25 protein-coding genes are annotated in these 26,066 nt (G+C 68.0%); 10 read left to right on the plus strand and 15 right to left on the minus strand.

What is annotated here, in order from left to right; translation table 11 throughout:
* Positions 1 to 755: hypothetical protein (locus B072_RS45690; RefSeq protein ID WP_018532873.1), on the minus strand; the 755-nt coding region annotated here is incomplete at its 3' end.
* A 300-nt stretch (positions 756 to 1,055) separates the two neighbouring features.
* Here B072_RS45690 and B072_RS44095 point away from each other — a divergent pair.
* The 3 genes from B072_RS44095 to B072_RS0125975 are packed head-to-tail and all read left to right on the plus strand — an operon-like array spanning position 1,056 to position 4,234.
* Entirely contained in the window at positions 1,056 to 2,675 is a 1,620-nt protein-coding gene (locus tag B072_RS44095) for a hypothetical protein (protein WP_020573025.1), read from the plus strand.
* Positions 2,672 to 3,718, plus strand: coding sequence for an SUKH-4 family immunity protein (locus B072_RS44100; RefSeq protein ID WP_018532874.1), 1,047 nt, complete (start codon positions 2,672 to 2,674; stop codon positions 3,716 to 3,718). Before B072_RS44095 ends, B072_RS44100 begins: the two co-directional genes overlap by 4 nt.
* Positions 3,719 to 3,757: 39 nt before the next feature.
* Positions 3,758 to 4,234, plus strand: a complete 477-nt coding sequence (locus B072_RS0125975) for a hypothetical protein (protein ID WP_018532875.1) — start codon at positions 3,758 to 3,760, stop codon at positions 4,232 to 4,234.
* Positions 4,235 to 4,265: 31 nt separating this feature from the next.
* Here the strand turns inward: B072_RS0125975 and B072_RS0125980 are convergent, their stop codons facing one another.
* From B072_RS0125980 to B072_RS0126005, 4 genes are all read right to left on the minus strand, one after another.
* Positions 4,266 to 4,637, minus strand: coding sequence for a hypothetical protein (locus tag B072_RS0125980; protein ID WP_158689244.1), 372 nt, complete (start codon positions 4,635 to 4,637; stop codon positions 4,266 to 4,268).
* A gap of 87 nt (positions 4,638 to 4,724) precedes the next feature.
* The gene (locus B072_RS0125985) at positions 4,725 to 5,297 is read right to left on the minus strand and encodes a hypothetical protein (RefSeq protein ID WP_018532877.1); all 573 of its coding nucleotides are present in this window, start codon (positions 5,295 to 5,297) and stop codon (positions 4,725 to 4,727) included.
* A 351-nt stretch (positions 5,298 to 5,648) separates the two neighbouring features.
* Positions 5,649 to 6,785: a hypothetical protein gene (locus tag B072_RS0126000; protein WP_018532879.1), complete on the minus strand. Its 1,137-nt coding sequence runs from the start codon at positions 6,783 to 6,785 to the stop codon at positions 5,649 to 5,651.
* A gap of 99 nt (positions 6,786 to 6,884) precedes the next feature.
* Complete coding sequence (locus B072_RS0126005) at positions 6,885 to 7,181, minus strand: hypothetical protein (protein WP_018532880.1); 297 nt, start codon at positions 7,179 to 7,181, stop codon at positions 6,885 to 6,887.
* A gap of 502 nt (positions 7,182 to 7,683) precedes the next feature.
* Between B072_RS0126005 and B072_RS0126015 the strand changes: the two genes are divergently transcribed.
* The 3 genes from B072_RS0126015 to B072_RS0126025 all read left to right on the plus strand — a co-directional run bounded on the left by B072_RS0126015 (position 7,684) and on the right by B072_RS0126025 (position 11,250).
* Positions 7,684 to 9,051, plus strand: a complete 1,368-nt coding sequence (locus tag B072_RS0126015; protein WP_018532882.1) for a hypothetical protein — start codon at positions 7,684 to 7,686, stop codon at positions 9,049 to 9,051.
* The gene (locus B072_RS0126020; protein ID WP_018532883.1) at positions 9,048 to 10,640 is read left to right on the plus strand and encodes a PQQ-binding-like beta-propeller repeat protein; all 1,593 of its coding nucleotides are present in this window, start codon (positions 9,048 to 9,050) and stop codon (positions 10,638 to 10,640) included. The genes B072_RS0126015 and B072_RS0126020 overlap by 4 nt, the downstream gene beginning before the upstream one ends.
* Before the next feature lie 205 nt (positions 10,641 to 10,845).
* A complete protein-coding gene (locus B072_RS0126025; protein ID WP_018532884.1) occupies positions 10,846 to 11,250 on the plus strand; it encodes a hypothetical protein in 405 nt (134 codons plus the stop codon).
* Positions 11,251 to 11,511: 261 nt separating this feature from the next.
* Here B072_RS0126025 and B072_RS0126030 read toward each other — a convergent pair whose 3' ends face one another.
* From B072_RS0126030 to B072_RS44115, 4 genes are all read right to left on the minus strand, one after another.
* Positions 11,512 to 12,510: a hypothetical protein gene (locus B072_RS0126030; RefSeq protein WP_106432944.1), complete on the minus strand. Its 999-nt coding sequence runs from the start codon at positions 12,508 to 12,510 to the stop codon at positions 11,512 to 11,514.
* Between the two features lie 594 nt (positions 12,511 to 13,104).
* Complete coding sequence (locus B072_RS0126035) at positions 13,105 to 14,472, minus strand: S8 family serine peptidase (RefSeq protein WP_018532886.1); 1,368 nt, start codon at positions 14,470 to 14,472, stop codon at positions 13,105 to 13,107.
* 94 nt (positions 14,473 to 14,566) lie between these two features.
* Positions 14,567 to 16,003, minus strand: a complete 1,437-nt coding sequence (locus tag B072_RS48330) for a WXG100 family type VII secretion target (protein WP_026246309.1) — start codon at positions 16,001 to 16,003, stop codon at positions 14,567 to 14,569.
* A gap of 65 nt (positions 16,004 to 16,068) precedes the next feature.
* On the minus strand, positions 16,069 to 16,470 hold the full coding sequence (locus B072_RS44115) for a hypothetical protein (RefSeq protein WP_018532888.1): 402 nt from the start codon (positions 16,468 to 16,470) through the stop codon (positions 16,069 to 16,071).
* Between the two features lie 418 nt (positions 16,471 to 16,888).
* Between B072_RS44115 and B072_RS0126050 the strand changes: the two genes are divergently transcribed.
* From B072_RS0126050 to B072_RS48335, 4 genes are all read left to right on the plus strand, one after another.
* Positions 16,889 to 17,191, plus strand: coding sequence for a hypothetical protein (locus B072_RS0126050; protein WP_018532889.1), 303 nt, complete (start codon positions 16,889 to 16,891; stop codon positions 17,189 to 17,191).
* Positions 17,188 to 18,447, plus strand: a complete 1,260-nt coding sequence (locus B072_RS0126055; protein ID WP_051127296.1) for a WXG100 family type VII secretion target — start codon at positions 17,188 to 17,190, stop codon at positions 18,445 to 18,447. The genes B072_RS0126050 and B072_RS0126055 overlap by 4 nt, the downstream gene beginning before the upstream one ends.
* A 170-nt stretch (positions 18,448 to 18,617) precedes the next feature.
* Positions 18,618 to 19,139, plus strand: a complete 522-nt coding sequence (locus B072_RS44120) for a hypothetical protein (RefSeq protein WP_158689245.1) — start codon at positions 18,618 to 18,620, stop codon at positions 19,137 to 19,139.
* Between the two features lie 60 nt (positions 19,140 to 19,199).
* Positions 19,200 to 19,787: a hypothetical protein gene (locus tag B072_RS48335; RefSeq protein ID WP_158689246.1), complete on the plus strand. Its 588-nt coding sequence runs from the start codon at positions 19,200 to 19,202 to the stop codon at positions 19,785 to 19,787.
* 289 nt (positions 19,788 to 20,076) lie between these two features.
* Here B072_RS48335 and B072_RS0126070 read toward each other — a convergent pair whose 3' ends face one another.
* The 6 genes from B072_RS0126070 to B072_RS0126095 all read right to left on the minus strand — a co-directional run bounded on the left by B072_RS0126070 (position 20,077) and on the right by B072_RS0126095 (position 25,994).
* Positions 20,077 to 20,946, minus strand: a complete 870-nt coding sequence (locus B072_RS0126070; RefSeq protein ID WP_018532893.1) for a hypothetical protein — start codon at positions 20,944 to 20,946, stop codon at positions 20,077 to 20,079.
* Positions 20,947 to 21,040: 94 nt separating this feature from the next.
* Positions 21,041 to 22,240 carry a hypothetical protein gene (locus B072_RS45695; RefSeq protein ID WP_018532894.1) on the minus strand — a complete coding sequence of 400 codons (1,200 nt, stop codon included), beginning with the start codon at positions 22,238 to 22,240 and terminating at the stop codon, positions 21,041 to 21,043.
* 5 nt (positions 22,241 to 22,245) lie between these two features.
* Entirely contained in the window at positions 22,246 to 23,616 is a 1,371-nt protein-coding gene (locus B072_RS0126080) for a putative T7SS-secreted protein (protein WP_234018925.1), read from the minus strand.
* Between the two features lie 60 nt (positions 23,617 to 23,676).
* Positions 23,677 to 23,964: a hypothetical protein gene (locus B072_RS0126085; RefSeq protein WP_018532896.1), complete on the minus strand. Its 288-nt coding sequence runs from the start codon at positions 23,962 to 23,964 to the stop codon at positions 23,677 to 23,679.
* Positions 23,965 to 24,499: 535 nt separating this feature from the next.
* Positions 24,500 to 25,177: a hypothetical protein gene (locus tag B072_RS0126090; protein WP_051127297.1), complete on the minus strand. Its 678-nt coding sequence runs from the start codon at positions 25,175 to 25,177 to the stop codon at positions 24,500 to 24,502.
* Between the two features lie 7 nt (positions 25,178 to 25,184).
* Positions 25,185 to 25,994: a hypothetical protein gene (locus B072_RS0126095; RefSeq protein ID WP_018532898.1), complete on the minus strand. Its 810-nt coding sequence runs from the start codon at positions 25,992 to 25,994 to the stop codon at positions 25,185 to 25,187.
* Between the last annotated feature and the right edge of the window lie 72 nt (positions 25,995 to 26,066).

Genomic DNA, 26,066 nt, shown 5'->3' on the forward strand with positions numbered 1-26,066 from the left:
GACGACGTGTTCCCCGCCGCATGATCCAGCCCGCTGCGCGCGTGATGCCCGGCCCGGCCCCCGGCCCCGTCCCGCAGTGATTCGCCCAGCGTCGCGCCGAAGTTGTCGAAGCCGTCCTTGACCGCCGTCTTGCCCGCATCCGCCGTGCGCCCCAGGTTGTAGCCGTCCTGCGCGCCGAAGCCCTGGTTCACGGTCTGCGCGATGAGGTCCTTGCTCATCTCCTCCAGCGCCGAGACGAACGGCTCCTTCACCGCCTCCAGGACCGCCTCCAGGACCGCCTCCGCGGTCTCCTTGAGGATCTTGCGGACCGCGACCCGGGTCACCTGCGTCAACGCCGCCGACGCCGCACCCGACAACCCGAACGTCACCACCGCCGTCGCCGCCGCCACCGCGATCTGGATCGCCAGCACCGTCAACTGAATGATCACCGCGATCTTCATCGCGATCACCAGCACCGCGGCCGTGTCGAAGACGAACGCGATCATCTCCGCGGCCTGCCGGGCATCGTCCAGATACCCCGAACCACCCGAGAAGTCCTGCCACTTCTCCACGAACGCGTCGATCGCATCGCCGTAATTGTCCGCCGTGACATTGCCCGCCGACTGCACCGCCGACGCCTGGATGTCCCCGACCTGCGCCCCGAACTCCCGCCAGGTCGCCGCACACTGCGTCAGATGATCCTCATTGGCCGTCGGCCAGTCGAACCCCAGCATCTCCAACAGCCAGGCCAACTCGTCCGGCAACATCATCGCCACGACGGCATCTCCCCCGAAACCCGTATCCCCGCGTCCCCGCAACCACCCACGCCCCAACAGGCCCGAGTTTGCCACGAGTTTACCCAGCCCCCCGAACAACAGGTCAACCGTCGAACGCTCTCCGCACGCTGTCAGCGCTCGGCACTAGACTCGACAGCCAGTGACCAACACGCACTCAGACACGCACTCAGACGTGCACAGATGACGTGCATCGATGACGTGCACAGGCGTGGTGCAAGACATGCTGCACCGTTGCGGGCCGTCACGCACACGCAGTGTCGACCGGGGGAGACAGGGGACATGAACGGGACGAGTAGCGAACTGGGTTACGAGCCCCACCCGTTCATCGGCGGCCGGGCCGCCGCCCTCCGCGCGCTGGCCGCGTGGCGGGCCGGCACCGCGGGCACGCCCCGCGTCGCGCTCCTCACCGGCTCGCCGGGGTCGGGCCGTTCACGCCTGCTGACCGGGTTCCTGATGCTCTGCGACCCCGGCTACCGCGAGCGGTTCGACCTCACGCGCCTGGACCCGTCCACCGTCCCTCCCCCGCTGCCCGCCCCCGCCGTGCCCAGCGCCGCGGAGCTCACGCCCGCGCAGTTGCTGTGGCTGCTCGCCGATCACTACGGCATCGACGCCGTCCGCGACGCCCAGGTGTACGAGGCGTTGGGCGCCGGCGACACGGAGCGCGTCGTCGTCGTACCCGATGTGGACCAGGCCGGTCCGGTACGCGCCGGGCGCGGCCCGGAGCGCATGGCGCGGGAGCTGCTGCTGCCGCTGGCCGCCGTCGCTTCCGTACGACTCCTGGCCGAGGTCCCTCGCGAGGTCGCCGAGCTGATCGCTTCGGCACTGCCCGCCGGCACGGTCCTGGTCATCGATCTGGACGCGCCCGAGTACGCCGATCCGGAGGGGCTCGCCCTCCAGGCCGAGGCGGTCCTCGACCCGGCGTTCGGCGCGCCCGAGCTGCCGTTCACGGTGGATCCGCAGATACGGCACACGCTCGCCGCCGCCCTCGCTGCGCGGGCTTCCGCCGGTGCCGACGGAAGCCGCACGACAGTCCAACTGGCCTCCACCGGATGGCTGTTGGCCCCGGAACCGGCACCCGAAGCCCACCACCACATCCCCGCCACGCCCATCGATGCCGTCGACCTGCACGCCCGCCGCCTCGGCGCCGAGCCCGCCGTCCTGCGCGCGATGCTCGCCCCGCTCGCCCTCGCCGAGGGTGAAGGCCTGCCGCTGCACCTGTGGGCTCCGCTCGCCTCGGCGCTCGCGGGGCGCGACATGGCGGCGGAGATCGCCGACGGGTTGCTGCTGGCGGGCGCGTTCGTACGGCCGGTCGAGGCGGATCCCGAGTCCGCCCCCGACTCAGCACACGGGACGGGCACCGAGGCCGACCCCGCGGAAAGCCCCCTGCTCACCCTCGCCCACCCCGCCCTCGCCGCGGCGATCCGCGCCCAGCTGCCCGACGTACCGGCCGCCCACCTGCGCCTCGCCACGGAGCTCCTCCACCGGGTCCCCGACCAGGACTGGTCGCGCGCCGACTCCTATGTCCGGGACGCGATAGCGGGACACGCCCTCGGCGCGGGCCAGTTGCCGCGGCTGCTCACCGACCCGTCGCTGATGGTGTACGCGGACCCGGTGGTGCTGCGCGCCGCGGTCGAGGAGGTCGCCGGAGACGAGTCGGCGGCCGGGGAACTCCCGCCCCCGGCGCATACGTATCTGCGTACGGCCCCGCTCCTCACCCGCAGCCAGGCCGCCCCTCCCCTGCGCGCGCGGCTCCTCGCCGCCGCGTTCGACGAGGACGGCCTGCCCGAGTACGCACAGGCCCTGCGCGCCCGCCCCGAGCTCGCCGTGCCGGACGGTCCGCTAGCCTCGACAGCGCCCTCGCCCCAGCCGCACCTTCAGCCGATGGAGACCCAGGCGTGACCACCCCGGACCACGACGACCCCCGGAACCAGAGCCCGGTACAGGCCCCGGCCCCGGCGCAGGCCCCGGAAAAGCCGGACGCCGCCGCCACCGGCCCCGGCAACACCGCCGTGTTCACGTACGTCGACCCGCGCACCGGCGAGGAGACGTACCTGACGCGCGTCTCCGGCCCCGGTCTGCCGCAGGCCGAGTACCAGGCGTGGTCGGACCTGCTGCGCGCCGACGTCCCCACGGGCAACGTCGTCGCGATCCACACCGACCTGCGCCCCTCCTCCCTCCCCGGCGGCTACACCCTCGACGCGCTCACGTCCGGCTTCCCGAACGCCGCGGTGTCGTTCAGCCACGCGTACGGCCAGGACCCGGCCGAGCGGGCGGCGGGCGTCGCCGCGCTGACCGCGCAGGTGGAGACGATGGCGCAGCTCACGGGCCAGGCGCCGCCGCGCCCGCACCGCGTACCGCTGCCCACCACCGCGCCACCGGCACCGCGGCTTCCGGAGGCTCTGCCTTCCGGTCTCGCCGTACAGCGCTACGGCCCCGACCTCGTCGCCGCGGCCGCGCTCCCCGACGCGGCCCGCGCCACGCTCACCGGCACCGGCCTCCCGGCCGACATCCGCTTCTTCTTCACCGCCGACCGGCCCGAGACGCCGCCCCCCGGCGGACTGTTCACCGACGCGGCGACCCACCTGCGCGACATCGGCGCCGAACTGTCGCCCGCCGCCGTCGAGATCCTCTCCGCCCACACCCGGATCGGCACGGACGGCCGGTACGTGATCACGGTGCAGCAGGAGGCGGGCAGCGTCTGGGCGGCCAACCCGGCGACGGGAAGCGGCCGTTACGTGAACGCGTCGGCCGCCGCCTTCGGGCACTGCCTCGCCGAGCTCTCCACCACCCGCGACCGCATGCCCGACATGAACCCGTACGAGGCGGGCGCGACGGTCGCCGACCTCCAGGACCGCCTCTTCACCCTCGACCCCACCTGCTTCGACGACCCCGGCAACTGGTGGTCGGTGATCATCGAGCAGATGTGGCACGGCCTGTTCTGACATAGCTCCGACCGCTCACCGCCGAGAGGAACGATCCCCATGCCCCGCGAAGGAATACGTACCGATACGCAGTCCCTCTCCCGCGAGGGCACCAACTTCCAGGACCTCGGCTCCCGCTTCGCCGCCGCGGCCGCGGCCCTGCAGAACGGCCTCGCGTCCGTCAACGCCTGCGCGCCCACCAGCGGCGAGGCCCCGGCCCCCCAGAAGGGCCAGGTGGACGGCTTCGTCCAGGGCCTGACGTCCTTCGCCGACAAGGCGGACATGCCGCCGTGGGGCGACGACGAGATCGGCGAGAAGTTCGGCATCGCCTACGAGGGCCTGCAGACCGGCATGTTCGAGTCGATGAACCACCTGGCGCAGGAGCTGACGAACATCGGCGGCGCGCTCGCCGCGATGGCCAAGAACCACGACGAGAACGAGTCCTTCAACGAGGAACTCATCCGCCAGCAGAAGAACGACATCAACTTCGCGGCGGGCGGTGGCGGCACCGTGTCACACCTGAGCAGGGCCACCTGAACCGACGTCGGCGTCACCGGGGCCCGGCCGGTCAGAACGCCTGGCCCACCCCGGTGACCAGCAGCGCGCCGACCATCAGCCACAACCCCGTACGCCCTGCCCCGCCGGCTCCGCGCACGGCGAGCCACAACGCACCACAACCACCCACCACACCAAGGGCGTTGGCGGCCAGCGCCACCGCCCCGGCACCCCCGACGGCCTGGCCGACGAGCGCCGCGACAGCCGCCGCGAGGAACACGGCCGCGCACACGATCCCCCGGAGCCGCTCACGCCGCAGCACCTCGGCGACCCGCTCCCGCTCCTCGGCGAGAGCGCGCTCCTCGGGCGGCAGCTCGGTCTCCCACTGCCGCGAGAAGTCCGCCTCCCACTGGAGCCCGCCGCTCTCTCCACCCGTACGTGTCATGCCCGCGACCCTAACCGACCGGTTGTCCGGCACGAGCATGCGCCCGTGCCGCCCGCTCCCCCACCCCGGCCCTTCCCGTAGGACCGGTCACCACGTGTCGTAGTGATCGACGAGTCCTTCGGTCGCCGACTCCCAGAAGTGGGTGCCGCCGAGGTCGTGCGGGAGCGCCTCGACAAAGGTGCCGATCTCCTGGAGGGCCGCTTTCAGGGCCTCCTCACGCGCCTCGTCGTCCTCGAGGGCGTCCAGGGGATCCAGTTCCCTGACGATGGCGGCGAGCAGAGAGACGGCGGCGCCCGCGTGACCGGCCGAGGCGAACTCGTGGGCGGATGCCATACCGGAAGCGCTGTCCCAGCCGCTGGGGTTGTAGATCGAGATCTCGCCGGTCGGCATCTCCATCATCTGGTACTCGCCCCCATAGACGCCGATGCAGTCACAGGATTCGGGGATCTCGTCGTCGGGGTCGTAGTGGCCGGCGAAGATCTCGGCGGGCTCGGCCACCCAGCCCACCGCATCCCCGTGGCCCTCGTACCCGGCCTGCTCGATGTCAATGACGGGGAAAAGCGTTCCCGCCTCGCCGGTGCAGGCCTCCACCCACTCCTGGGACGGGGTGCGCAGGCGGGCAAGGACCACATCGGGGTCGCGCAGGATCACGAGGGACACGGGGTGCTCCGTCTCTGGGAAAGCGGGAAATTCAGCTGACCAAATAAGCGGCGATCAGTACGAGCCCGGTCAGAACACCCGCCGCGAAGGCCACGAGGTGCTTGAGCACGGTCACCATGACGCCACCGAACCCTCACGCGCCCACGCCACGGCTACCACCCCGGCCCCACGGGGCTGTTCCATGCCTCGCCGAGGGCGAAGAACCAGATCGCGAACGCGCCGAGGGTGAGGACGAGGCCGGCGAGGAAGGAGTAGAAGGGTTTCGGCATCGGGGCACTTCCGGGTTCGGGGACAGGAATCACGGCGCTGACCGCCGCCGGCCAGTATCGGCAACCGGAACAGGCACCTGCGTCAGTACCTACTGGTCTGCGCCCCCGTGGAACCGTGCACATCGAAGTCCTGCGCCAGCCCCACCCGGTTGAGCTCGGCCACATCCGCCTGCTCGATGTCCACCACGTCGTAGCCGGCGAGGCTCTTCTCCAGGTCGCCGCGGTGCTCGCTCGGGGTGCCCCAGTCGTAACGCTTCTGGACCTCGACGTGGTAGTCGATCTCGCCGTCCTGCTTCGTGCCGACGAGCCGGTACTGGAAGTGGTAGAGCCCGTAGTACCAGTTGCGCTGGGCCTCGGACTCGAACCCCGAGTCGCTCGGGGCCCATTCCGTGGTGAAGGAACCCTCCGGCTGGTCGCTCGCCGCGACCTGCGCGAGCGACGTCTTGACGTCCTTCTGGAACGGCGGGCAGTCGGCGAGCAGATCGTCGGCGTCGATCTCGTACGGTTCGCCGCCACCCTTGAGGAAGTGGTCGAGGAGGTCGGCGGCGTCGTCGTAGCCGTACTTGTGACGCATCATCTTGGACACCGCGGCCATCTGCGCCTCGGTCCAGCGGTCCTCCAACCCGGCTTCCCCGTCGGTCACTTGACGGTTCTCGGTCCGGAAGGTGTCCTTCGTGCCGAACATGATCGGCAGTGCGGCGGCGAGCGACGCGTCGAGGGTGTCGGCCTTGGCGCACAGATCCTTGACGCGCACGGTGAAGCGATCCGCCTTCCGCCCCATCTCGTCCAACTGCTTTTGGGCCTCGGGCGACGGGTCCGGTCCGGTGACCGCCGCCCAGCGCACGGTGTTGTCGTCCTCGTCGACGGTCATCCCCTCACCGGCGATCTCGGCGAGCAGGTCATGAGCATCGCGCTGGAGGTCGGTGAGGTTGCCGTTGCCGAGACCGTCACCGGCGCCGGAGACGATGTCGGCCAGGTATCGGCCGAGCGTCTTCGCCTCCTTCGCCACCGCTTCGAGGTCCAGGCGGATACCGGTACAGGTGGCGGAGGCCTCGTCGGCGTCCTCGCCCTCCCAGTACGCCTTGCTGCCGATCGGGGACGCGACGTCGGCCGTGAAATCCCCGGCCGCCGTGTTCATGCTCGTACCGACGCTCGCCCAGTCGTCGGCGGCTTCCTGCAACGTGTGCAGCTTGAGCCGGAGTATCGCGCCGAACTTCATTGCTGTTGCTCTCCCCATGATCCAGCCGACTACCGATCGGCCGACCGTCCGTCAGTCGATCGGTCGATCGGTCGGTCGATCGGTCGGTCGATCGGTCGATCAGTTGGTGATGTCATGCCACAGCTCGGTGAGGAAGTTCTCGTTCCCGTCGTACGAGCCGGCGTTGAACCGGATGTTCTCCGCGGCCTGTTCGAGCTCGTCGCGCAGCAGCTTGTTGAGGTCCTCCCAGCGCTCCTCCACCTGACCGAGGCCGTCGAGGAAGGACCAGCCGGCCGCCCCGTCCTTGAGCTCGGCCTCGGCATCGTCGGCGACGCCGAGCTGCTTCTTCACCTGCTGCGCCACCGCGTCGATGTCGTCGGCGCGACGCCGCATCCAGTCGGTGTCGGCCTTCGGCACTGCTGCCCCCGTTGTTCGCTCATCCTGTGTGCGCCGGACGTCCCATGCGCTCTATGCGTCCCATGCACCCCATACACCCCATGCATCCCGTGCGCCTCTCCGGACGCATCCGGCGGGCGCCAAGTGTACGTAGATCACGGCCTGTTGAGCCATGAGTTGCTGAGCGACCGAGTCCCGAGAACTCAGGGCCTGCCGTTGCTGAGGGTGATGGTGTGGTCAATATAAGTGTCTGGTAAGAATGATGCGCGTCCTCTACGTCGGATGCATGACAAGCGCCGTCACGGGGGACAGGCGTGTGTTCCCCCCCTTCCCAGAGGGACCCATGTCGTTTCAGCCGCCGCAGGGATACGGGCAGTCGTATCCCCCGCAACAGCCGCCCGGGCCACCGCCGATGCCGCCGTCGCCCCCGCCCGGGCCGCCGGCCGCGCCCCCTGCCCCGCCGAGCACGCCGGACGCACCGCGGAACAGTGAACCGCGCGCCGGGAAGCCGATCCTCAAGTGGGTGACCGCGGCCTTCGGCGCCCTGGCCGTCATCTCCCTCGGCCTGATGGTGTTCGGCATCGTCCAGGCGGTCGGCGACGATCCGTTGCCGGTGGCGGGCAAGGGCGGGCAGGCCACCGCGATCACCGCGGACGAGATGTCGGGCCTCCTGAAGAAACACTCCCAAGCGCTCACGGGCGGCGACAAGGACGGCTACCTCGCGCCCTTCGAAGGCGGTTCGGCGACGCTGAGGACGAAGCAGGCCTCGCTGTTCGCGAACCTCCGCAAGGTCCCCTTCGAGGTGTCCGAGTACCAGTACCTCTCCATCGAGGGCCGGGCCGTCGACCACTACGGCGCGGGGGCTTCCGCCTCCGTCGACGTGGCGTTCGTGCACCAGGTGAAGGGAGCGGACGCCAGCCCCGTCGCCGAGTGGTACCGCTGGACGGTCGAGAAGAAGTCCGAGGACGCGGAGCTGAAGGTCACCGCGGTCGGTCCGGCCACTCCGGAGCTTCCCGGCTACGGCGACACGATCAACTACCCGGCGCCCTGGGACGCGTACGAGTCGATGGCCGTCACCGCCAAGGCGCACACCGTGATCATGTCGGACGCCGCGCAGGCGGCCGACGCCCGCCGCTACGCCCCGTACATCGAGAAGGCGGCGAAGGACAATCTCGCGATCTGGGCGGCCAAGGGTCCCAAGAGCGGTCACACGATGCCCGGCTTCGTGGTGACGCTCGAGAAGAACCGCAAGGTGTACAAGCACATGTTCCGGGAGGGCACCGCCGACGAGGGCGACGAGTCGATCTCCGAGGCGGGCGTGTCCATCCAGATGCCGGCGGTGCCGGCAGGCGGGACGAAGGCGAAGGTGGACGTCCGGAACGGTGGCGCCCGCATCGTCATGGACACCTCGGAGAGCCGGTTCTCCCGGCCCGACTACGCCGCGAGCGTCCTCGACATCAGCCACCACGAACTGGCGCACACCATGGTGGAGCCGCTCACGGGCCGCGACAGCCAGCCCCAGTTGTGGGTGATGGAAGGCTTCGCCGACTACATGGCCAAGCGGAACGACGCGGGGCTGGCGGCCAACGACGTGCGGGCCCTCAAGGCGTACTACGCGGGCAGCTACGTCGACCCCTTCGACGGCAAGCTGCCGCTGAGCGACGACTTCCACAGCACGGACGACGCGGAGAACAGCGCGCACTACAGCCTGGGCTGGCTGGCCATCCGTTTCATCGCCGAGAAGTACGGCGAGGACAAGGCCCTCGCCTTCGTGGCCGAGCAGTACCAGAACTCCAAGGGGATGGACGCGCAGCTGACGAAGGCCACCGGCATGGGCCTGGACGAGTTCCAGGCGGCCTGGGCCGACTACGTGAGGAAGCAGATCTCATGACCACGCCCGGCCACCCCAACGGCTGGCAGTCCGCGCCAGGACAGCAGCCCACCCCCGCGTCGTACCCGCCGCGGCAACCCCAACAGCCGTACGCGCAACCGCAGTTCACACCGCAACAGTTCCCGCAGCAGCAGTACGGGCAGCAGTACGGGCAACAGTACGGGCAGCAGCCATTCGCGCCGCAGCAGCACCAGTTCACGCCCATGCACCCGAGCTCCGCTCAGCCCGCGAAGCAGCGCGGCAAGGGCCTGATGATCTTCCTCCTGGTGCTCAGCGTCTTCCTGTCGGGCGTCTTCGGCTCGGTCGCCTGGATCCTGCTCGATCCCACCAAGGCCGACGTCGAGTGGAGCCTCCCGTACTACGGCGGTGAGGCCGACACGCAGAACTATCTCGGCACCTGGTTCGTGGGCGACACCGTCGTCCGCGCCCAGACCGACGGCGTCAGCGCGCTCGACACCGGCAGCGGTGACCTGCGGTGGGGCCTGGCCGCTCCGGGGAAGGGCGCTTCCACGATCTGCCACGCGTCGTCCGTGTCCAGCGAAGGCACCGCCGTCCTGGCCACCGGGACCGTCCACGACTGCGACAGCCTCTTCGCCCTCGACCTCAAGACCGGCAAGAAGCTGTGGCAGCACACGCTCCCGAAGCGGGACGGGGACCCCAGCACCGCGGTGAGCGGCGGCGTCGTCGTGGTCAACGACCAGACCGCGTACGACCTGCGGACCGGCAAGCGGCTCTGGCAGGACACGAAGAAGGACGTGTACGGCGGCAAGCCGTGCGACGGCCAGGGGTACGTCGGCGGCAAGCAACTGGTGCGGGTACAACTCTGCACGACCCGCTTGTCGAGCTTGGGCACCAAGGACGGACAGAGCTCGACGGCGGCCGCCGTCGACCCGGCCACCGGCAAGGCGAAGTGGACCTACGCCATGGGTGACGGCGACTGGACCTACGGAGACGACGCGACGGTCGTGTCCACCTCCCCCGTCATCGTCGCGGTCCCCCAGGACGTGAAGGAGAACGGCTACACCGTCCTGCGGGACGACGGCAAGGTCAGAAGCAGCATGACCATCGAGCCGACCGACGCCTCCAGTTCCGACGGGGTCTATTTCGCTCAGACCGAGGGTGCGACGGAGGGTGACCCGGTGGCCTCGATGAAGGCGATCGGCAACACCCTGTACATCGCCGAACGCCAGGCCTCGGCCCTGGAGTCGGCGATCTTCGCGTACGACCTCGACACCGGCAAGCCCGTCTGGACCACGGGCACCAGGACCGACGTGGAGTACTCCCTCGTCCAGAACTCCGGGAACGAGCTCCTGGCCCTGAAGCACGACGACACCGGCTGGCGGGAGGAGAACTTCGGCGGCAACGGAAGGCCCGCGTACCTCGTCAGCCTCGACCCCAAGTCCGGCTCGGAATCGGAGCTCGCGTCCTACGGCCACCTCGACGACGCACTCGGCCACAGCACGTGGGCCATGCCGTACTGGCACGACGACACCCTGTTCCTGGCCTCAGTGGCCAACACCGACAAGGCCACCAAGGGCATCACGAACGACGATCGGCATGAGTCCGCGTTGCTGAAGATGGGCGGGTGAGGCGGGGCGGGGCGCCTCAGCCGTACCGTCACCAACGTGATGTGCAACAACCCCCTCTGGCCTGCGGTCAATTGCAGGTGTGCCGGGGGGGGACGACCGGTCCGGGCCGCAGCGAGCACGACCTAGTCTGTCGCAAGGACGCCCGGTCCAGGGCCAGGCAGGGAATTGAGGGGTGCGATGCCTCGACGAGCGATGGTGGTGCGAAATGACATCGGCTGACCCCGTCACCAGGAGCGCCGGCCCCGCCCTGCGCCGAACCGGCCCGGCGCCCCGCCGGGCCGGGGCCTGGTTCGGCGCCCTGGGGCTGGCCACCGTCGTGCCCGTCCTGCCCCTGTGGCTGTTCTGCACGGATCCGGGGTCGCGCCGGACGGCGATTCTTGTCCTGCTGGGTTGCGCACTGGCCTGCATCGGAGGCATCGCAGCCTTCCAGCGCGCAGCGGGGGGACGTCAGTCCTACGCCGCGATCGCCCTGGCCGAGTTCGCGGCCCCCTCGGAACCAGGCGAACCGGCTGCGCCGGAACCGAAGGAGCCACCTCGTGCGCTGCCCTCCCGCCGGGGAATGACGACGCGCTCCCTCGCCTGGTACGTGGGGCTTGCACTGCTCTGGTGACCCTTCTCGCGCTGGCGATGGGGACGGCCCAGCGGCCCGAACTCATGCAGCGGATCACCGACGCCGGTGCTGAATTCGCTCACGTACGGGTGGAGAAGGTCAGCGGCATCCAGTTCCACGGCAGGCCCGCAGATGTCGCGGATCCGCTCCGCCGTGTCGGAGGGCGGGGCGGAACCGGCCTGAGTTCCGTTACGCCGCTCAACGGCTGCAGGCGGCACGGCTCCCATGCCCTGCAAAGCCGCGACAGGACTGCGTGTCGGCTCACGAAGGAGAGATTGCCTCCGGTGCGCCGCAGCCGTGCCGTGCCGCTGACCGTTCGGCGAAGTGCTCCAGATCCTTCCGCTCTTCTTGGGTGAGCGGGTCCGACGTGAACGTGCGGTCGCTCCCCTCGACCGGCGACGCATGGAAGTAACCGGTCCCCAGGGCTCCCTGGCATGCGGCCGATGTCCAGGCCGTGGACCTCGCCACTCCCGAACGGGCGTCGTGGCCGCCGTACTTGCCGTCGACCACCGCGTCGGACGCGTCGCTGAAGGGACCGTACTCGGCGAAGAGCCGCAGGCCGCCGACGAGCAGGCACTCTTCCACCGGTGCCTTCGCGGCGGCCGTCTCCCGTACGGTCCGTACGGAGGTCATCCCCTGGCAGGTTCCGGTGGCGGCGTCGGCCGACACCGTCCGAGCAGTGCTTTCGGGAGCGGTGAGCCGGTCCGTGTCTCCGGGCCGCGTCGCACAGCCCGTTTTATCCGCCGCGCGCCGCGCAGTCCCCGTGGCAACCTGGGCCAGCTTGAGCCGTGTCGATTCAGTGACCTCGGTGTCGTACGGCGAACGGGCCGTCACGAGGATTCCACTGCCCTCTCTCGCCGACCAGTTCTCGCAGCTGAGCAGCACCGACGCGGTCGCCTCGAGATCATCGGTGACCATGAACCCCTGCCACCCCGCGTTCAGCGGCACAGCGGGGCGCTTCTCGTCCCCCTGGAAATCGGCGTACGCGCTGTGGGCGCCGGCCGTGGTCTCGATGGCTATCTCGATGCCGTCGACCTCGCATCGCGTCGCCAGTCCGGCCGGTTCCGTCACGTCGCCGGACACGTCGAACGGCGAGCTGGAGACATCGAACCCCAGGCCGAGCAGGGAGAGCCTCGACTTCCCCGCGAGGTCCAGTACCGAGCCGACCGGGAGCATCCCCCCGCACGCGCGGCCGGTCTTGGCAGCCGGGTACTGGAGCTGAAACCCGTAGCACCCGGCCCCCAGCACCGCGAGCGCCATCGCGGAACCGATCAGACGCCGTCTCCCTTTCCCTCGGAACAGCGCCCGCAAGTCCCTCTTCATCTGCCGCATTCCCTGTCTGCGTGACCATCGACCGAATCTGCTTGCGCCGCCCTGGGCGTCCGCGGAGTTCCGGTAGGCGTCCTGGAGAACGGCCGAGGTGCGACGCATCGAAGGGCGTGCCCATCCCTTGCCCTATCCCCGTTGTCTCCGTGGCAGGTACGCCCGGTTCGCTCACTCGTTTATGGACTTCGTTTCGCCCGTACGACGTGAGGCGCCGATGCCGATCGATCCTCACGTTCGGCATTTTGACACAGACATGCCACTCGGAGGCGCACGTTATCGAATCTTCTGCGGAGCGGGCGCCTTGGACAGTCCACGTTTCACTGCTCGATGCCCCTGAAGCAGTTGCGTGCACCGCAGGGGCGCGCTGGACCACCCGCTCCACTTGATGCGGCATGCAGTAAGGGCCGGAACGCTCTTAGCGGGGAGGCAGCGAATTGCCGCCCGCGAAATGATCACTCCCCCGGCACACACTTGTGCCCCACATCCGGGACGGACGCGGGGCACAGGTGTGGTGAAGCTCAGGCGTAACTACTGCTGGCCGTAGGGCGGCTGCGAGGGAGCCTGTGGGTACGAGCCCGGCGCGGAGGGCGCCTGCTGGTACGGGTTCGGGTGCTGCTGCCCGGGGTACGGTGCCTGCCCACCTCTACCCCAACCGCCACCGGGAGGCGGAGGCGGGCCGCCGCCGTTGTTCTTGCGGCTGCGTGCGATCAGTACGACGACGATCACGAGGACGATGAGCACACCGGCGGCGATCCCGATGATCAGGCCCGTACTCATGCCGTCGGAATCCGAGTCAGAGTCCGATGATGCTGAACCCGACGAGGCCTCGGGAGCCGAAGAAGCGGAACCGCCCGCCTTGGCAATGGCCGCGTTCAACTCGTCGATCTTCAGCGGGCCGTTCTTCGAACCGGCCGGGATGTCCTTGGTGAGGGCGGCGAGAGGCTGGATGTAGCCGTAGCCGTAATGCTCGTCGGGGAGGAAGGTTCCCTTCGCGGAAGCCGGGAGCCCAGCGGTCTTGACGAGGCGGTTGACCAATTGCCCAGCAGTAAGGTCGGGGAACTTCTGCTTGAGGAGGGCCAAGGCTGCGGAGGTGTAGGCGGTGGCGTCAGAGGTACCGTTACCGCCATCGTAGCCATCGGCATCGAGGCCAGCGGTGACGATGTTCACGCCAGGGGCAGCGAGCATGAGTGGAGGACCGTAATTGGAGTCCTCCCAAATCTTCCCCTCCGAGTCCACAGCACCTACAGCCACTGCACCCGGTTCGCTTGCAGGGTAGGCCAGATTCTGGGTCCCGGTCTGTCCGGTGTTTCCGGCGCCAGCAACAACAGGGACACCATGGTCCAAGGCGTACTTGATCGCCGCCTGTTCTTCTTTGATGTCCTTAGACATGTCACCTGAGGACCAGAACTGCCTAGAGATATTGATCACATCGGCACCATGGTCTACGGCATATCGGATCGATGGACCGAAGATTTCGCCCTTGCTGCCATCGTCACGGATAGGGAGGATCTTGGCGTCCGGAGCCAAACCCTTGACCCCACTCGCGTTGCCTGCCCCATGTCCATGACCGGCAATTACGCTAGCCATCGCCGTACCGTGTCCGGGGTCGTCGTCGCTCGAGTCCGGCTCGATGGACGTGTCCCCATCTACGAAATCCTTGCCCTTGAGGAACTGGCCGACGAGGTCCGGGTGCGCGGTCTTGAAGCCAGTGTCAATTACGGCAACAGTGACGCCTTTTCCGGTCGCCACGCTCCAGATTTTGTCGGCCGAGAACGCCGACAGAGCCCACTGATCGTCTCTGACTTGGTCTGCCGACGCGGTCGGCGCGGCCGCGAAAAGCAGCGCTCCCGCCGCTGCCGCGGCACCGACCGCGCGCACCGCTCGCGTGAAGCTCATGCCGTAACACCTCATCCCTCACAGGGCGGGGCCCACAGCCCGAAGGCTGCGGGCCCCGTCTCGACTTCACCGCATACTTAACCAGCAGACCTGGCTACTCCACGACCTTGGGGTTGACCGTACGATCATTTGCCCAAGTCTGCTCGTCCTCGACCAGATAGTCCGGGCGAGAGTTGTCGCGTCGCTTTTTGTCCTTGCCGTTCGTCTGAGCACCGTGCCCGCCAAGGCCATTACGCCCGGCGTTCTTTCCGGTTCCGCCCGTTGCGGTTTTCGGCTTCTGGCGCAGGGCGGAACCGCCCTGCTGTCCGGAACCGGGCTTCACAACAGACTTACCGATCTCGCCGCCCTTCGTCCGGGCAAGCGAGTTACCCTTGAGTCCGTTTGCGCCCTTACCGGCCGCGCCAGAACCCGCACCGCCAGCACCGAGCCCGCCTCGTCCCGCAGCACCCGCACCGCCAGCACCGAGTCCGCCTCGGCCCGCAGCGCCACGTCCGCCCGCGCCAAGGCCGGCACCAGCACCGATACCGCCAGCGATGCCCGCACCGCCGATACCGCCCGTGCCTGCACCGGCTCCGGTCCCAGCGATACCACCGCCGATACCGCCACCTGCGCCGATCCCGGCGCCCGTACCGACGCCGGATCCGGCACCCGCGCCGCCACCGAAGCTCAGGTTGCCCGCACCAATCTGCGAACCGGCAGTCGGCTTCTGCGAGCCGATACCACCACTGATCCCGTCAGTGTTCACGTTCGGCGACTGCACGCCCTTGAGAGACGAGCCTGAGCCGGTAGAGCGCCTGAGATTGCCCGCCCCCGTACCACCACCAGAGGGACCGCCCACTGAACCAGCGACAATCGGGACAGGAGTCACGCCACCAGGCTCGCCAGGGTAGTCCTCGTCGTCCCTGACCGTGGGCTTCTTGGTCCACGTCCCGATCGACTTTGTCTGCCCGTTATAGGCAGCCCCCAACGCCTCCATCTTGACGGCCATCTTCATCTGCGCCTCGCGACCCTCCGACATGTCGCCTTCGCGACCGTCGACGATCTGCTGTGCAGAGACGTTGGAGTTGGCAAGGTCCCGATTGAGACCATCCTCGTCGCGGCCACCGTCGGTCAGCCGGTCCATGACGCTGCCGCCGCCGCTCGGCTTCTCCATTGCCAGGACCTCGGGCCTGATCTCGTCGAGCACGGTGGCTGCGTTGGCCATCGTCGTCGAGATGTTGCTGGCGTACGAGGACGTGTCCTGGATCTTCTTGGAGATGACCTTCGACCTGGCCTGGAACTGGTCGGCCGATGAGCCCTGCCAGTCCTGAAGAACCTCGGACACGGCCGCCTCGTAGACGGACTTGGCCTCGACGAGCTGGTCGTGAATCGCCTTCCAGCCGTCCGCCACTTCCCGCACGGCGCCTGGCTTGGCGTCCTGCAACATGGCCTTCATCTGGTCCATGTTGTAGTTCTTGAAATCACTGGTGTGCTCGCCGACGTAGCACTGGGTCGGCGCATGGTACGTGTAGTCCGCGCTCGCGTCACCCACGGTGGCCCAGACCCCCTTCGTCTCTCACTTCGTGTCCTACGCACCTACTACTGCCTGCAGCATGGCTACACACCCGACATCGACCCCGATGCTGCGGTCGGAACCGTCCCCGACGACGAGGACGCCGCCGAACTCGTCCCGTGCACCGCACTCGCCGTGTCCGCCTCGGCGTCCTGGTACGCCCCGTGCGCCCTCTTCGTCTTCGCGCCGAAGTCGTCCATGACCTCCTCCAGGTGATGGACGACAGACTCGAGGTACGTCTTCATGTCGTCATGAGCCTTGGAGAGGTCTTCGGCCTCCTTGAAAGGAGCATCGCAAGTGGGGCTGAAGCCCAACGCCCCCGACGGGAGGACCGTCTTGTGCTTGGTGTCCTGACCCGTCTTGCCGAGGTCGGCGATGATCCCGTTCAGCTTCTTGATCGCGTTGTCGAGTGCACTCAGATCGACCTTGTACCCGTCACCGGCCATGCCGTTGACCTCCCCGTTTATCCCGCCGGTCCCGTTCATCCCGTTATGGGGCAGTAAGTCCGGTCCCCTGTCACAAGTCTGTCCCCAGTCTATCGAAGAGCACCTGCACCCCGCCCGGTGCTCCCTGTCACAACTCCGCGACAGGGCACGACAGATACACGGTCTTGCGCGATCCACCCGCGGCCTTCACCCCGTGCTCACATGCAGCCATGGGCATCCGGCGCGTGAATTGCCTCAGTACAGACTCAGCCCCCGCCTGTCCTGCCGTGGCCCGATGGCGCTGCTCCGTCTCGCTGGAGGCCGAGAGCCTCAACTCGCTTATCGTGAACAACTGCAGTGGCTTACCTCCTCGCAGAACCAGGCCTGCACCCACCAACGTCATCCTCACTGGCACCGCCGTCCCCTGCTACGGAGAATCATGGGTCAGTACCAGACCGACATCGACGGACTCGGTCAGTTCCTCAAGGTCCTTCAGTCCGCCACCGAGGACCTTGATCGTGCGAGAACCGCGCTGAACCGCATCGGCGGGAACTCGCTCGGTACCGACGAGCTGGATGACGCGTGCGACGATTTCCAGGACAGCTGGGGGTACGGCGCGAAGAAGATCCGGGAAGGGATCGAAGCGGTCTCCGAGGGCGTCAAGGCGAACAAGCAGGCGTACGAGGCGGTTGAGGAAGCGGTGGCCGCGTCATTCGCTCCGTCCGAGGGCGAGGCCCAGTGAGCAAGGCCGCCAATCCGTACATCCATCTCGGCTGGAACCCTGTGCCCGGAGTTCCCGACGCGGTCGACTCGCTGCGTGGCCAGGTCAAGACGGCTGCCGAGTCCCTGCGGAACGCCGAGCAGCAGGTGAATCGCCTCATCGGCGAGAGCAGCTACTGGCAGGGGGACGCCGCGACAGCCTTCCGTGAGGCGCTCGACGGCGACATGCCCACGTACCTGAAGAACGCGGCACGTTCCCTGGAGAAGGCCGAGGTTCAACTCCGCTCCTGGTACGGCAGCCTGACGTCCAACCGTGATCTGGCCCGCAAGTACGACGACGAGGCGGGACAGCGGAAGACCGCTCTGGACAAGGCGAAGCAGCGCGAAGCGAGCGCCGGCGAGAACCCTGACTTCGCACTGGCCGGAACGACGTACGACTCGGACAGCGAAGCAGCGGCCGCTCAGCGGAGGCTCGACGCCGCCAACAATGAACTGCGGGCAGCGCAGCAGGACGTTGCCCGAGCCACCGAGCTCTACGACGAGATCCTCGTCAAGGCGAAGCAGCTTGAGGGGAACCACGCCAACGAAGCGTCGATCGTGGCGAAATCGCTGGAGTCGGCGCCCGACAAGCTTGCACCCAGTGCCGGAATTCTGGAATCCATCGGCAGCGCCCTGAAATCCGTCGGCAACTTCCTCCTCGAACACGCTGGCACGATTGGTGCTGTCGCAGGGATCCTCGCACTTTTCCCGACTCCCTTGACCCCACTCTTTGCTGGCATTGCCCTCGTCGCCAGCGCGACCTCGATGGCGAAGAATTTCAGTGATCCAGAATTCAGATCTGCCATCTGGGGCGACAAGTTCGGCTGGAACATGGATACGTTCAGCGCGTACGCCTCGGTCGTTGGCGACGGAATTGGCATGATTCCAGGGGCCGGCGCCCTGGGCAAAGCAGGAAGCGAAGTAGCATCTGCTGCGAGAATGGCTGAGGGGTACGGAGAAGTCGTCACACGCGGCGCGAAAGTCGCCGAGTTCGCCAAGGACATCGTGCCTGCATTTTCCCGAGAAGCCACCGAAGCCGCAGCTTCGTCAGCGGCTGCAGGGGGCGCCAAACGGCTGGCGGAGATCAGCGCCAACGGCGTGAATGTGGTCGCGAATATTGGATCCTCTGTCGAATCCGAGGGAGGACTACCCGACGACGGCGTCCTGCACAACATTTCAGAGTCCTCAAAGGCGGGCGCAACACTCCACTCCGTCGCCTCATTGATCGGAATCGCGTGATGCCCGATCCCTCGATGGAGTACACGGTCCGGCCAAGTCCCAGATTCTGGTACGGAGTTCCGCATGGATACATCCAGCTAGATCTCGACCCTTCGCTGGACAGCGTGGAGGAGCTGGTAGCGCAAGTTCGAGGCCTGGACGGTGAGGCTCGGACTCGCGCGGAGATGGTCGTGCAGTTCTACGCCGGAATCGTGACGCTCCTGAACGGCCAACAGGCCCAGGGGTGCGCCATCGGGCTCCTCCCTGATGGTGACGGGGACTTCACCTCCTCGGTGCTCACGGTGTCCACTGTCACGTTTCCCGGGATCAGTCCCCGCCTGGTGCTGGCGGATTTGATGGGAGCGACTTCAGGAAAAATGCAAGAAGGTTTGCGACCCATGGAACTTCCGTGCGGTCCTGGATTCCTCATGGAACGGACAAGGAGCGCGCCGATACCGGGTAGAGCCGACAACGAAGCCGGAGGCCCTTCGGATGGAAGGGTCTGGCAGGGCACGGTCGCGGTGCCTGTCTCTGGATCCCACTCGATCGTGATGGTGCAGTTGGTGACTGCGGCTCGCGATCTCGCCGACAACTACCGGGATATTCTGCGCGGCGTGGCTTACACCCTGACGTTCAACGATCCGAACGCGGATCAAGGCATCGCCGATGAACGTCACACAGGCTCCGACGATACGACCAGCCCGTTCGGCTAGATCGAACTCGAGCAGAGAGAAAGATCGTTGGAAAACGCCTCCCGCGGAAACGGTCCGAGCATGGTGAACATCGAGAGGATCCTCAAGCACAACACTGTCGCATTGGCTCGAAGCTTTGCTATACACCTCATCGTCTGCGTGGTGCTGATTACCATTCCGATTATCCTGTCGAAGGCGGCCGAGTGGAACTCGCCGTTCATGGGATTCTTCACCGTGGCAGGTATCGTCGGTCTCATCTTCATGGGTTTTCGGTTCCCCTATGCGATCCTCTGGCTGCGACAGTGCAAGAAAGCGCTGCGTCTTTACCCACTGGAATTCCGTCCCCATCTCATCCAGAAGGGAAAGAGCCGAAATCGCTACGGCACAGTGTTCACACTCCGGATCAGGGACCACCAGCCGGGCCGAGAGCCACAAATGAAGGCAGTCAATGCCTTGGAACGACACACGTGGCCGAAGGGCGTCGAGGATGGCGTCTGGGTCGCAGGAGATCTTCCCTTCGGTGGTGTCATTGTGGTCCCAAGCAATGACTGCCTCATGATTATGCAGCCAGAGAAGTGGGACAAACTGGCTCCAGAACGAGACAGTGCCGATTTCGATCGTGTGACCAGGGCCCGACAGGCGGGATTCGCAAAGCTGCGCATCCACTGACCTGCGAGATTCGCCATGGATGAAGAGAGCGACAGGCGGTCATCGGGGCGGGGAAGGCAGGCGACGGGTGCGGCTGCGGTGGGCGCCACGATTTCGGGCATGCCGAACTCCCCCGCCTATCAGGGGGTGAAGGGTGAATGCCTCCGGAGTCAGCGCCTCGCCTCCCCGGCGCTGGCCCGCCTCCCCCGGGCAGGATTGTGTGGGCGTTCGCGCGATCTACTGCCAACTGCCGTGCCGCATTCCAGTACGGGCGACTGTCAAGCGAACGCGAACGAAGCCAGCACGCCCCTCAGAGACGTGTATCGAGCAACTTGCGTAGTGGCGGTGTGAGTTCGGGCACGACCGCACCTGCCGCCTGCGCCCTGACCAAGTCGTCGAGGTAGCGGCGGGCCTCTGCGGACAGTTGCTGTTGCCGTTTGCCCAGGCGGTGTCCGGCCAGCCAGATCCAGATGCCGAGAGGGATGAGCAAGGCCGCCGCGTAAGCCGCGGGGATGTCCTGGAACACGGCGTATCCGATGCCGATGGCTCCGGCGAGGATGAGGGCGCCGCCCGCCTCGTCGTGCCAGCCGCCCTGTTCGGCGATCCGCTCGTACTCCTCGACCGCCGGCGGCTTGGACGGCGGCGGTACGGTGGCCGCCCCGGCGCCGTGGATGGGGGTGGCCACTGGTGCGGAGTAGGGCGGCAACGGGGCCGCCTCCAGTTGTCCGTCGCCGCGGCCGGTGAGCCAGGCGGGGACGAACGTCACCGGTGCGCCGTGCGCGAGGGACGCCGCGAGGACGTGCCGGTAGCCGTCGAGGAAAGGGTGCCGCAGCTTGCTTCTGGCCAGGAAGTAGACGCGTACCAAGGCCGCGATCCCAAGGAGCAGCACGGCAGTTGGGGGTGCCAGTGCCACGGCCATGTCTTGCGGCTTGGCTGACGCGGCGACCACGAGCCAGACGATTCCGACGAGGAGCAGGAGGGCGCCGGCCCAGACCAGTCCCCCGCGCGAGGTCCGCCGCAGGGACGTCTCGTGCTCGGCGAGGCTCCGTCGCACCATGTCGTCGTCGAAGTAGTTGTAGCCGTAGGTGCGGCCCAACTCCTGTACCGCGTAGGCGAGTCGGGGGTCCGCTGACAGCGCGTGGGCGCCGATCGGCAAGAGATTTCTGGCGTTGTGGTCCATGGTTCGGCCGCCTCCTACGATCGGCCCGGTGCTGTGTCCGGCCCTGACCGGCAGTCCGTCCAGGCCTGTGGTTCGTCCCGACCCGTGGTCCGGGTCAGCCGAAGATCGAGTCGCCCGGGCCGCGCACGATCCGCGTGCAGGGTGCGACGACCTCGATGACGAGGCGCTGTCGGCCCGGGATCAGTGTGGCGTTGACGCGGTGCCCCGAGCCTTCGGCCTCTGCCAGGGCCACGCTCTCGCCAGGGTTCTCCGAGAGTGTGGTCCAGCCCTCGCCCTGGAAGGTCCGGGCGAGTCTTCCGACGGCGGCTGCCAGCAGCACGTCCTCGACGCCCTCGATCTGCCAGTGGGCACGTGCCGTACACGCCGACTCCAGGCCCTTGGCCCGGCAATCGGCACAGGTGACGCAGGTGACGGCGGCGGACGTCGCGTTCTCCTCGTCCGTCCGGCCGGGTATGGCGAGAGCCTCCAGGATCCGGTGGGAGCGGGAGTGCAGTGCCCGGACCACGGCCGGATCGGGCACCGCCTCCGGAACCGGCTGCGCCCCGGAGAGGACGGCGGCCAGCTCGGCCTCCTCCTCCGTGGCCCAGTCCAGGGTCCGCACGATCGTGGCGAAGAGCTCCGAGTAGAAGTCCCAGTCCTCCATGCACGGCGTGGAGAGCTCGAAGACGAGCAGGTCCGCGTCGTTGGGCAGGGGGATGTAGACCTGGATCTGGCCGCGGGGGACCTCGACGGGCTCGCCGCTGGGCGACGCCTCGGCGGCGAGGGTGAAGGGGGCGTTCCCTATGCGGACGACAGCCTTGGTGTCGCCGATGCCGCTGGGCAGCGTACTGATCCGGACGTCGTCGTCGGGGTACGCCCGCTGGAGGCCGGTCAAGGCCGCCGACAACGCGTCTTCGGCGGTGATGCGATCCAGGGGCATCCGGTAGACGGCGACGGTGGCGGTGCTGGGGCGGCCGTCGAAGTCCAGGTTGCAGAAGCCCGCGTACACCGCTCCGGCATCGCGCAGTTCGTCGAGGAGGCCTGCGTAGGTGACGAACATGCGGAAGCGGTCGTCGTCGGTGCCGCCCGGCAGGACCTGCTGGACCGTGGCGAGGAGTTGTTCGCCCGCCTCGTCGACGTCGTCCGTCTCCACGGGGAGTTCGTGGAAGAACGGTGGCAGGATCCAGCCGACGTGCAGGCCCGGCCTCTCCTGCCCGTCCTGCCTCTCCGGCTTCGACGCGGGCGTGGTTGCGGCGGTGGCGGCCGTGGTTGCGGCGGTGGTTGCGGCGGTGGCGGCCGTGGTTGATTCGGTCATTGGGCTCAGGCCGCCAGCGTCTGGTGGAACCTGTCACCGGTGGCCGCCGGCCACGGCATCGTCCGGACCGGTGCGGGCTGCGGCGTCACGACGGGGGTCGGCTGGTTCGTGGCCGGTGCCGGCTGCGTCGTCACGGGAGCCGGCTGCCCCCCGGACGGGGCCGGAGCCGGCTGCGTCGTCACCGGGGCCGACGGCTTCGAGGTCTCCGACGCGCCGCCCCCTCCCTCATGGCCGCCTCCGGATATCAGGTGTCCGATGCCGAAGCCGGTCGAGAAGCCCTTGACGGCGCCCGTGATGAGGGACGGGTCGACGGCCTTGCCGAACTTGCCGAGGCCCCAGTTGACGAGCTTCGTGCTCATGGGGTTCTTGATCTGGCCCATCATCGTCCTGGCGCCCGACGCGACCGCGCCCGCTTCCCTCGCTCCGGTGACGAGCGCCTTGCCGCCGGAGAACAGCGCCTTGCCCGCGCCGCCGACACCGGGAATCACGCCGAGCGCGTCGAGGCCGATCTTCCACGCCGGGGCCCCGCCCATCCAGTGGCCCGCCATCGCGGCACCGGCGAAGGCGACCGAACCGGCCCCCAGGATCGCCGAGGCGACCTGACCGCCGACCGGGATGACGTTGACGACGATGGCGGCCGCGGCGAGTGCGGCGGAGAGCGTGGAGAACAGGTCCGCGTTGTCGATCAGGAAGTTCTTGAAGCCGTCCCAGGCGCCCTTGAGCCCATCCGTGATCTTGTCCCAGATGCTGATGTCCGGCGGCCGGTTCCGCGCGGCCTCCCGTATCGCCTTCTCCGCCTGCCCGGCCTGGTCCTCCCAGTACTCGCGCAGCGCCTCGGCGTCCTCGATCAGAATCTTGAGGTCGTTCGCCGCGTCCTGGGCCGCCCGTGACGCCGAATCGGCCTCCTCCGAGAGGGCTTTGGCCTGCTCCTCGGTGATCTGCTGGAACCGTACGCTGTCGATCCTGCCGTTGACCCGGTCGACGTCGGCGTTCCTCTGGTCGAGCAGTCTGCGGGCCTCGACCGCCCGGTCGTCGAGGTTCCTGGCCTGCCGCTGCAGGGTCTCCAGCTCGTCGTGCCAGCCGCGCAGCGCCTTGGCGCAGGCGTTCATCGACGCGTGGCCCTGCTGAAGGTACTTGGGCAGTTCGCCGACCTTGGCCTGGAACTTCTCGGCGGCCTCGCCTTCCCACACCCCGTCGGTTCTTCCGATGCCGACGAGCATGTCGCGCAGCTCGTCGAGCTCGTCACCGACCGTCTTGACGTCGTACGCCAGCGACTCGATCGTGTGCAGGTCACCCTTGGCCGGGTTGAACTTCAGGCCGGGCCAGGCGGGATCGTCGAACATCCCCATCGTCTTCTCCCCGTTGTCGGAACGCATGTGAACGCGCATGAACGCGCGGCAGTGCCGTGTCTGAGCCGTGTCTGAGCCGTGTCTGAGCTACTGCGGGCTGAAGCCCTTCTCGAGCTCCTGATCTGTCGTCAGGTACGCGTCGAGAGTCTTCTGCAGGCCTTCGTGCAGGGTCTTGGCACCGTCGGCGATCCGCTTGATGCCGTCGCCCCAGTCGTCCTGGAAGTCGTCGCAGGCGTTGTCCAGGCCGTCCGTGCCGAGGCCGGTCGGGCCCACCTTGTTCAGCCGCTGCTGGGCGCCGCGCATGCGGTCGTCCACCTGGTCCAGCCTGTTGATCAGCGTCTTCATGCGATCGGTGTCGATCTGGAAGTCCGCCATCCCCGTGTGCCTCCCCGTAAGCGTGACCGAATCACTGGCCGTCCAGACTAACGGGGCGCCAACTCACCACCCACACGGGCACCTTCACCATCACGAAGCATGCACATCACGGGCACTCGTACGCCGCCCCTCACCTACGGGGCAGCCGTCTGATCTCCCTCAACGACGTGCTCGAACGGCGAAGGGCTCTGCGTGAGTCGGCACCGCCGTGCAGTCCCTTGCCGTGTGCGGCCCGCGACAGGCTGTTGTCGACCGCCTGCTCGGCGGCATCCGTGAGGCGCTCGGCACCGGAGTCGGGCCGGGGAGCGCGCTCGGCTGCAGGAATCGTTGGACCACTGCCGGGAGCCGGGACTTGATCCGTCGTTCCAGATCTGACTCTCGCGGCGGCCGGCGCACCCGGAGCGGCTGGTCCGGCACCCCTGGCGCCACCTCGCACTCGCAGACCGCGATCAGCCGCTCCGTGGCCTGAAGGTGCGGTTCGGCCCGGCTGCGATATTGGTTCTTCATCGATTACCGGCCCCAGCGGTGCGGGTGGTCACCCGAAGGGGTTCCCGTTGTCCCCGCCGGTGCCGCCGCTCCCGCCGTCCGACCCGGGCAACCGCAACGTAGCCCCATCAGGGAGATCGAACACCTGCTGTGCGATCGGGCCCCGGATCCGCATCGCGGTCGCCGCGTCGACCACCTTGAAATTCTCGAATTCGTAGCCGCCGCCGGCGATGAAGAAGCGGCGCGGGATCAGGCGGTCGTTCGGGTCCAGTGCGCCGTTTTCCTTCTGGAACGCGTGCGCGAAGCTCGCCGTGCCGTTGACGTCGGGGTCGTCGAGGAGCCACTGGGCCCAATTGTTCAGGCTGGTGCCGAGTTCGGTCAGTTCCGCGGATTCCGGGTTGAACGTGACGACTTTCGCGCCGTCGATGATTCCGAACTGCGTACCGAAGAGGTCCTGTCCGAAGAAGAAGATGTCGTCGGCCAGGTCGTCGTACGTGTCCTTCCAGACGTCCTCACTGTTCCAGGCGAGGAGGTCGGGGCCCATGCCTTCCTCACCCGCGCGGAACACCTGCACACCGGCGTTGAAGAGGAAGAATCCGTTCATTGTGGAGATGAGCGCGCCGAGTTCCGCGAGCGGTCCCGTCTCCCAGCCGAAGTCCAGGTCGATGGCCGGGCCCATGGGGCCGCGAGCTCGGCTCAGCAGCTGTTCCATTGCGCCTTCGGACATTCCTCGATCACTTCGCTTCCGGGCCGATGGGGCGTGTCAGATAGTGCTCCCGCACCCGGTCGGTGGTGACCAGGCGGAGGGTGGGCTGAAGAACGGGGGCCGTCGGAATGGCGTCCCAGTTCTTGTACGGGTGCCACCGGCCGTGTGCGGCGAGCAGCATGTTCTCGCCGCGCTCGATGTCTCCCTGTACCGCATACCATCCTGCCATCCAGGAGCACACGGCGTACTGGGGAGGGATGTGGCCGCCCCGCGTCGCGAGTTCGTGTGCGCGCGGGAAGTCGTTGGCGTTCCTGAGCGACTGCCACACGACGCGCTTCTCGTCGTCGGTGAGCGTCTCGAAATCGCGCTCCACGAGGGGAGAACGGTGCTTGGGGCCCGACGGCGGAAGCGGAACTCCCCACGGCCTGAACCCGGGCATCAGTTCTTCCGGGGAACGCCGGGGCAGTTCCTCGGAGAGCCATTGCAGCCGCGTCTGCAGTACGCGTCCGGCCGGTACCGTCTCCGCCACCGCGGCGAGGCGGGCCGCTACGGCAGCCGGAGATACCTCCGGCGCGGCGAGGAGCGCCTCGTCGAACGGCATGTCCTGGTCGCACAGTTCGCCCCCGCTCGGGCCGTCCGTCCGGATCAGCGAATCGGCCAGGTCCGCGGCTTCGGCGGGTCGGTCCAGCCACAGCAGGATCTGGATCGACGCGGCGGCCGATTCCCAGACGGGCCCGCGCGCGCCGCCGGGCCGACGAGCGATCTCGAGCAGTTGTGGCAGTGCCTCCTCGAAGTGTCCCTCGCGGGCATGTGAGATCAGCTTCTCGGCAGAGTTCATGGGGTCATTCTCTCCCTCGGCCTGGGGAACAGGGGCTGTGTGGTGCGTGTGCCCGAATGCCCGAATGCCCGT

The sequence above is a fragment of the Streptomyces sp. HmicA12 genome (assembly GCF_000373565.1).
Taxonomy (GTDB): Bacteria; Actinomycetota; Actinomycetes; order Streptomycetales; family Streptomycetaceae; genus Streptomyces.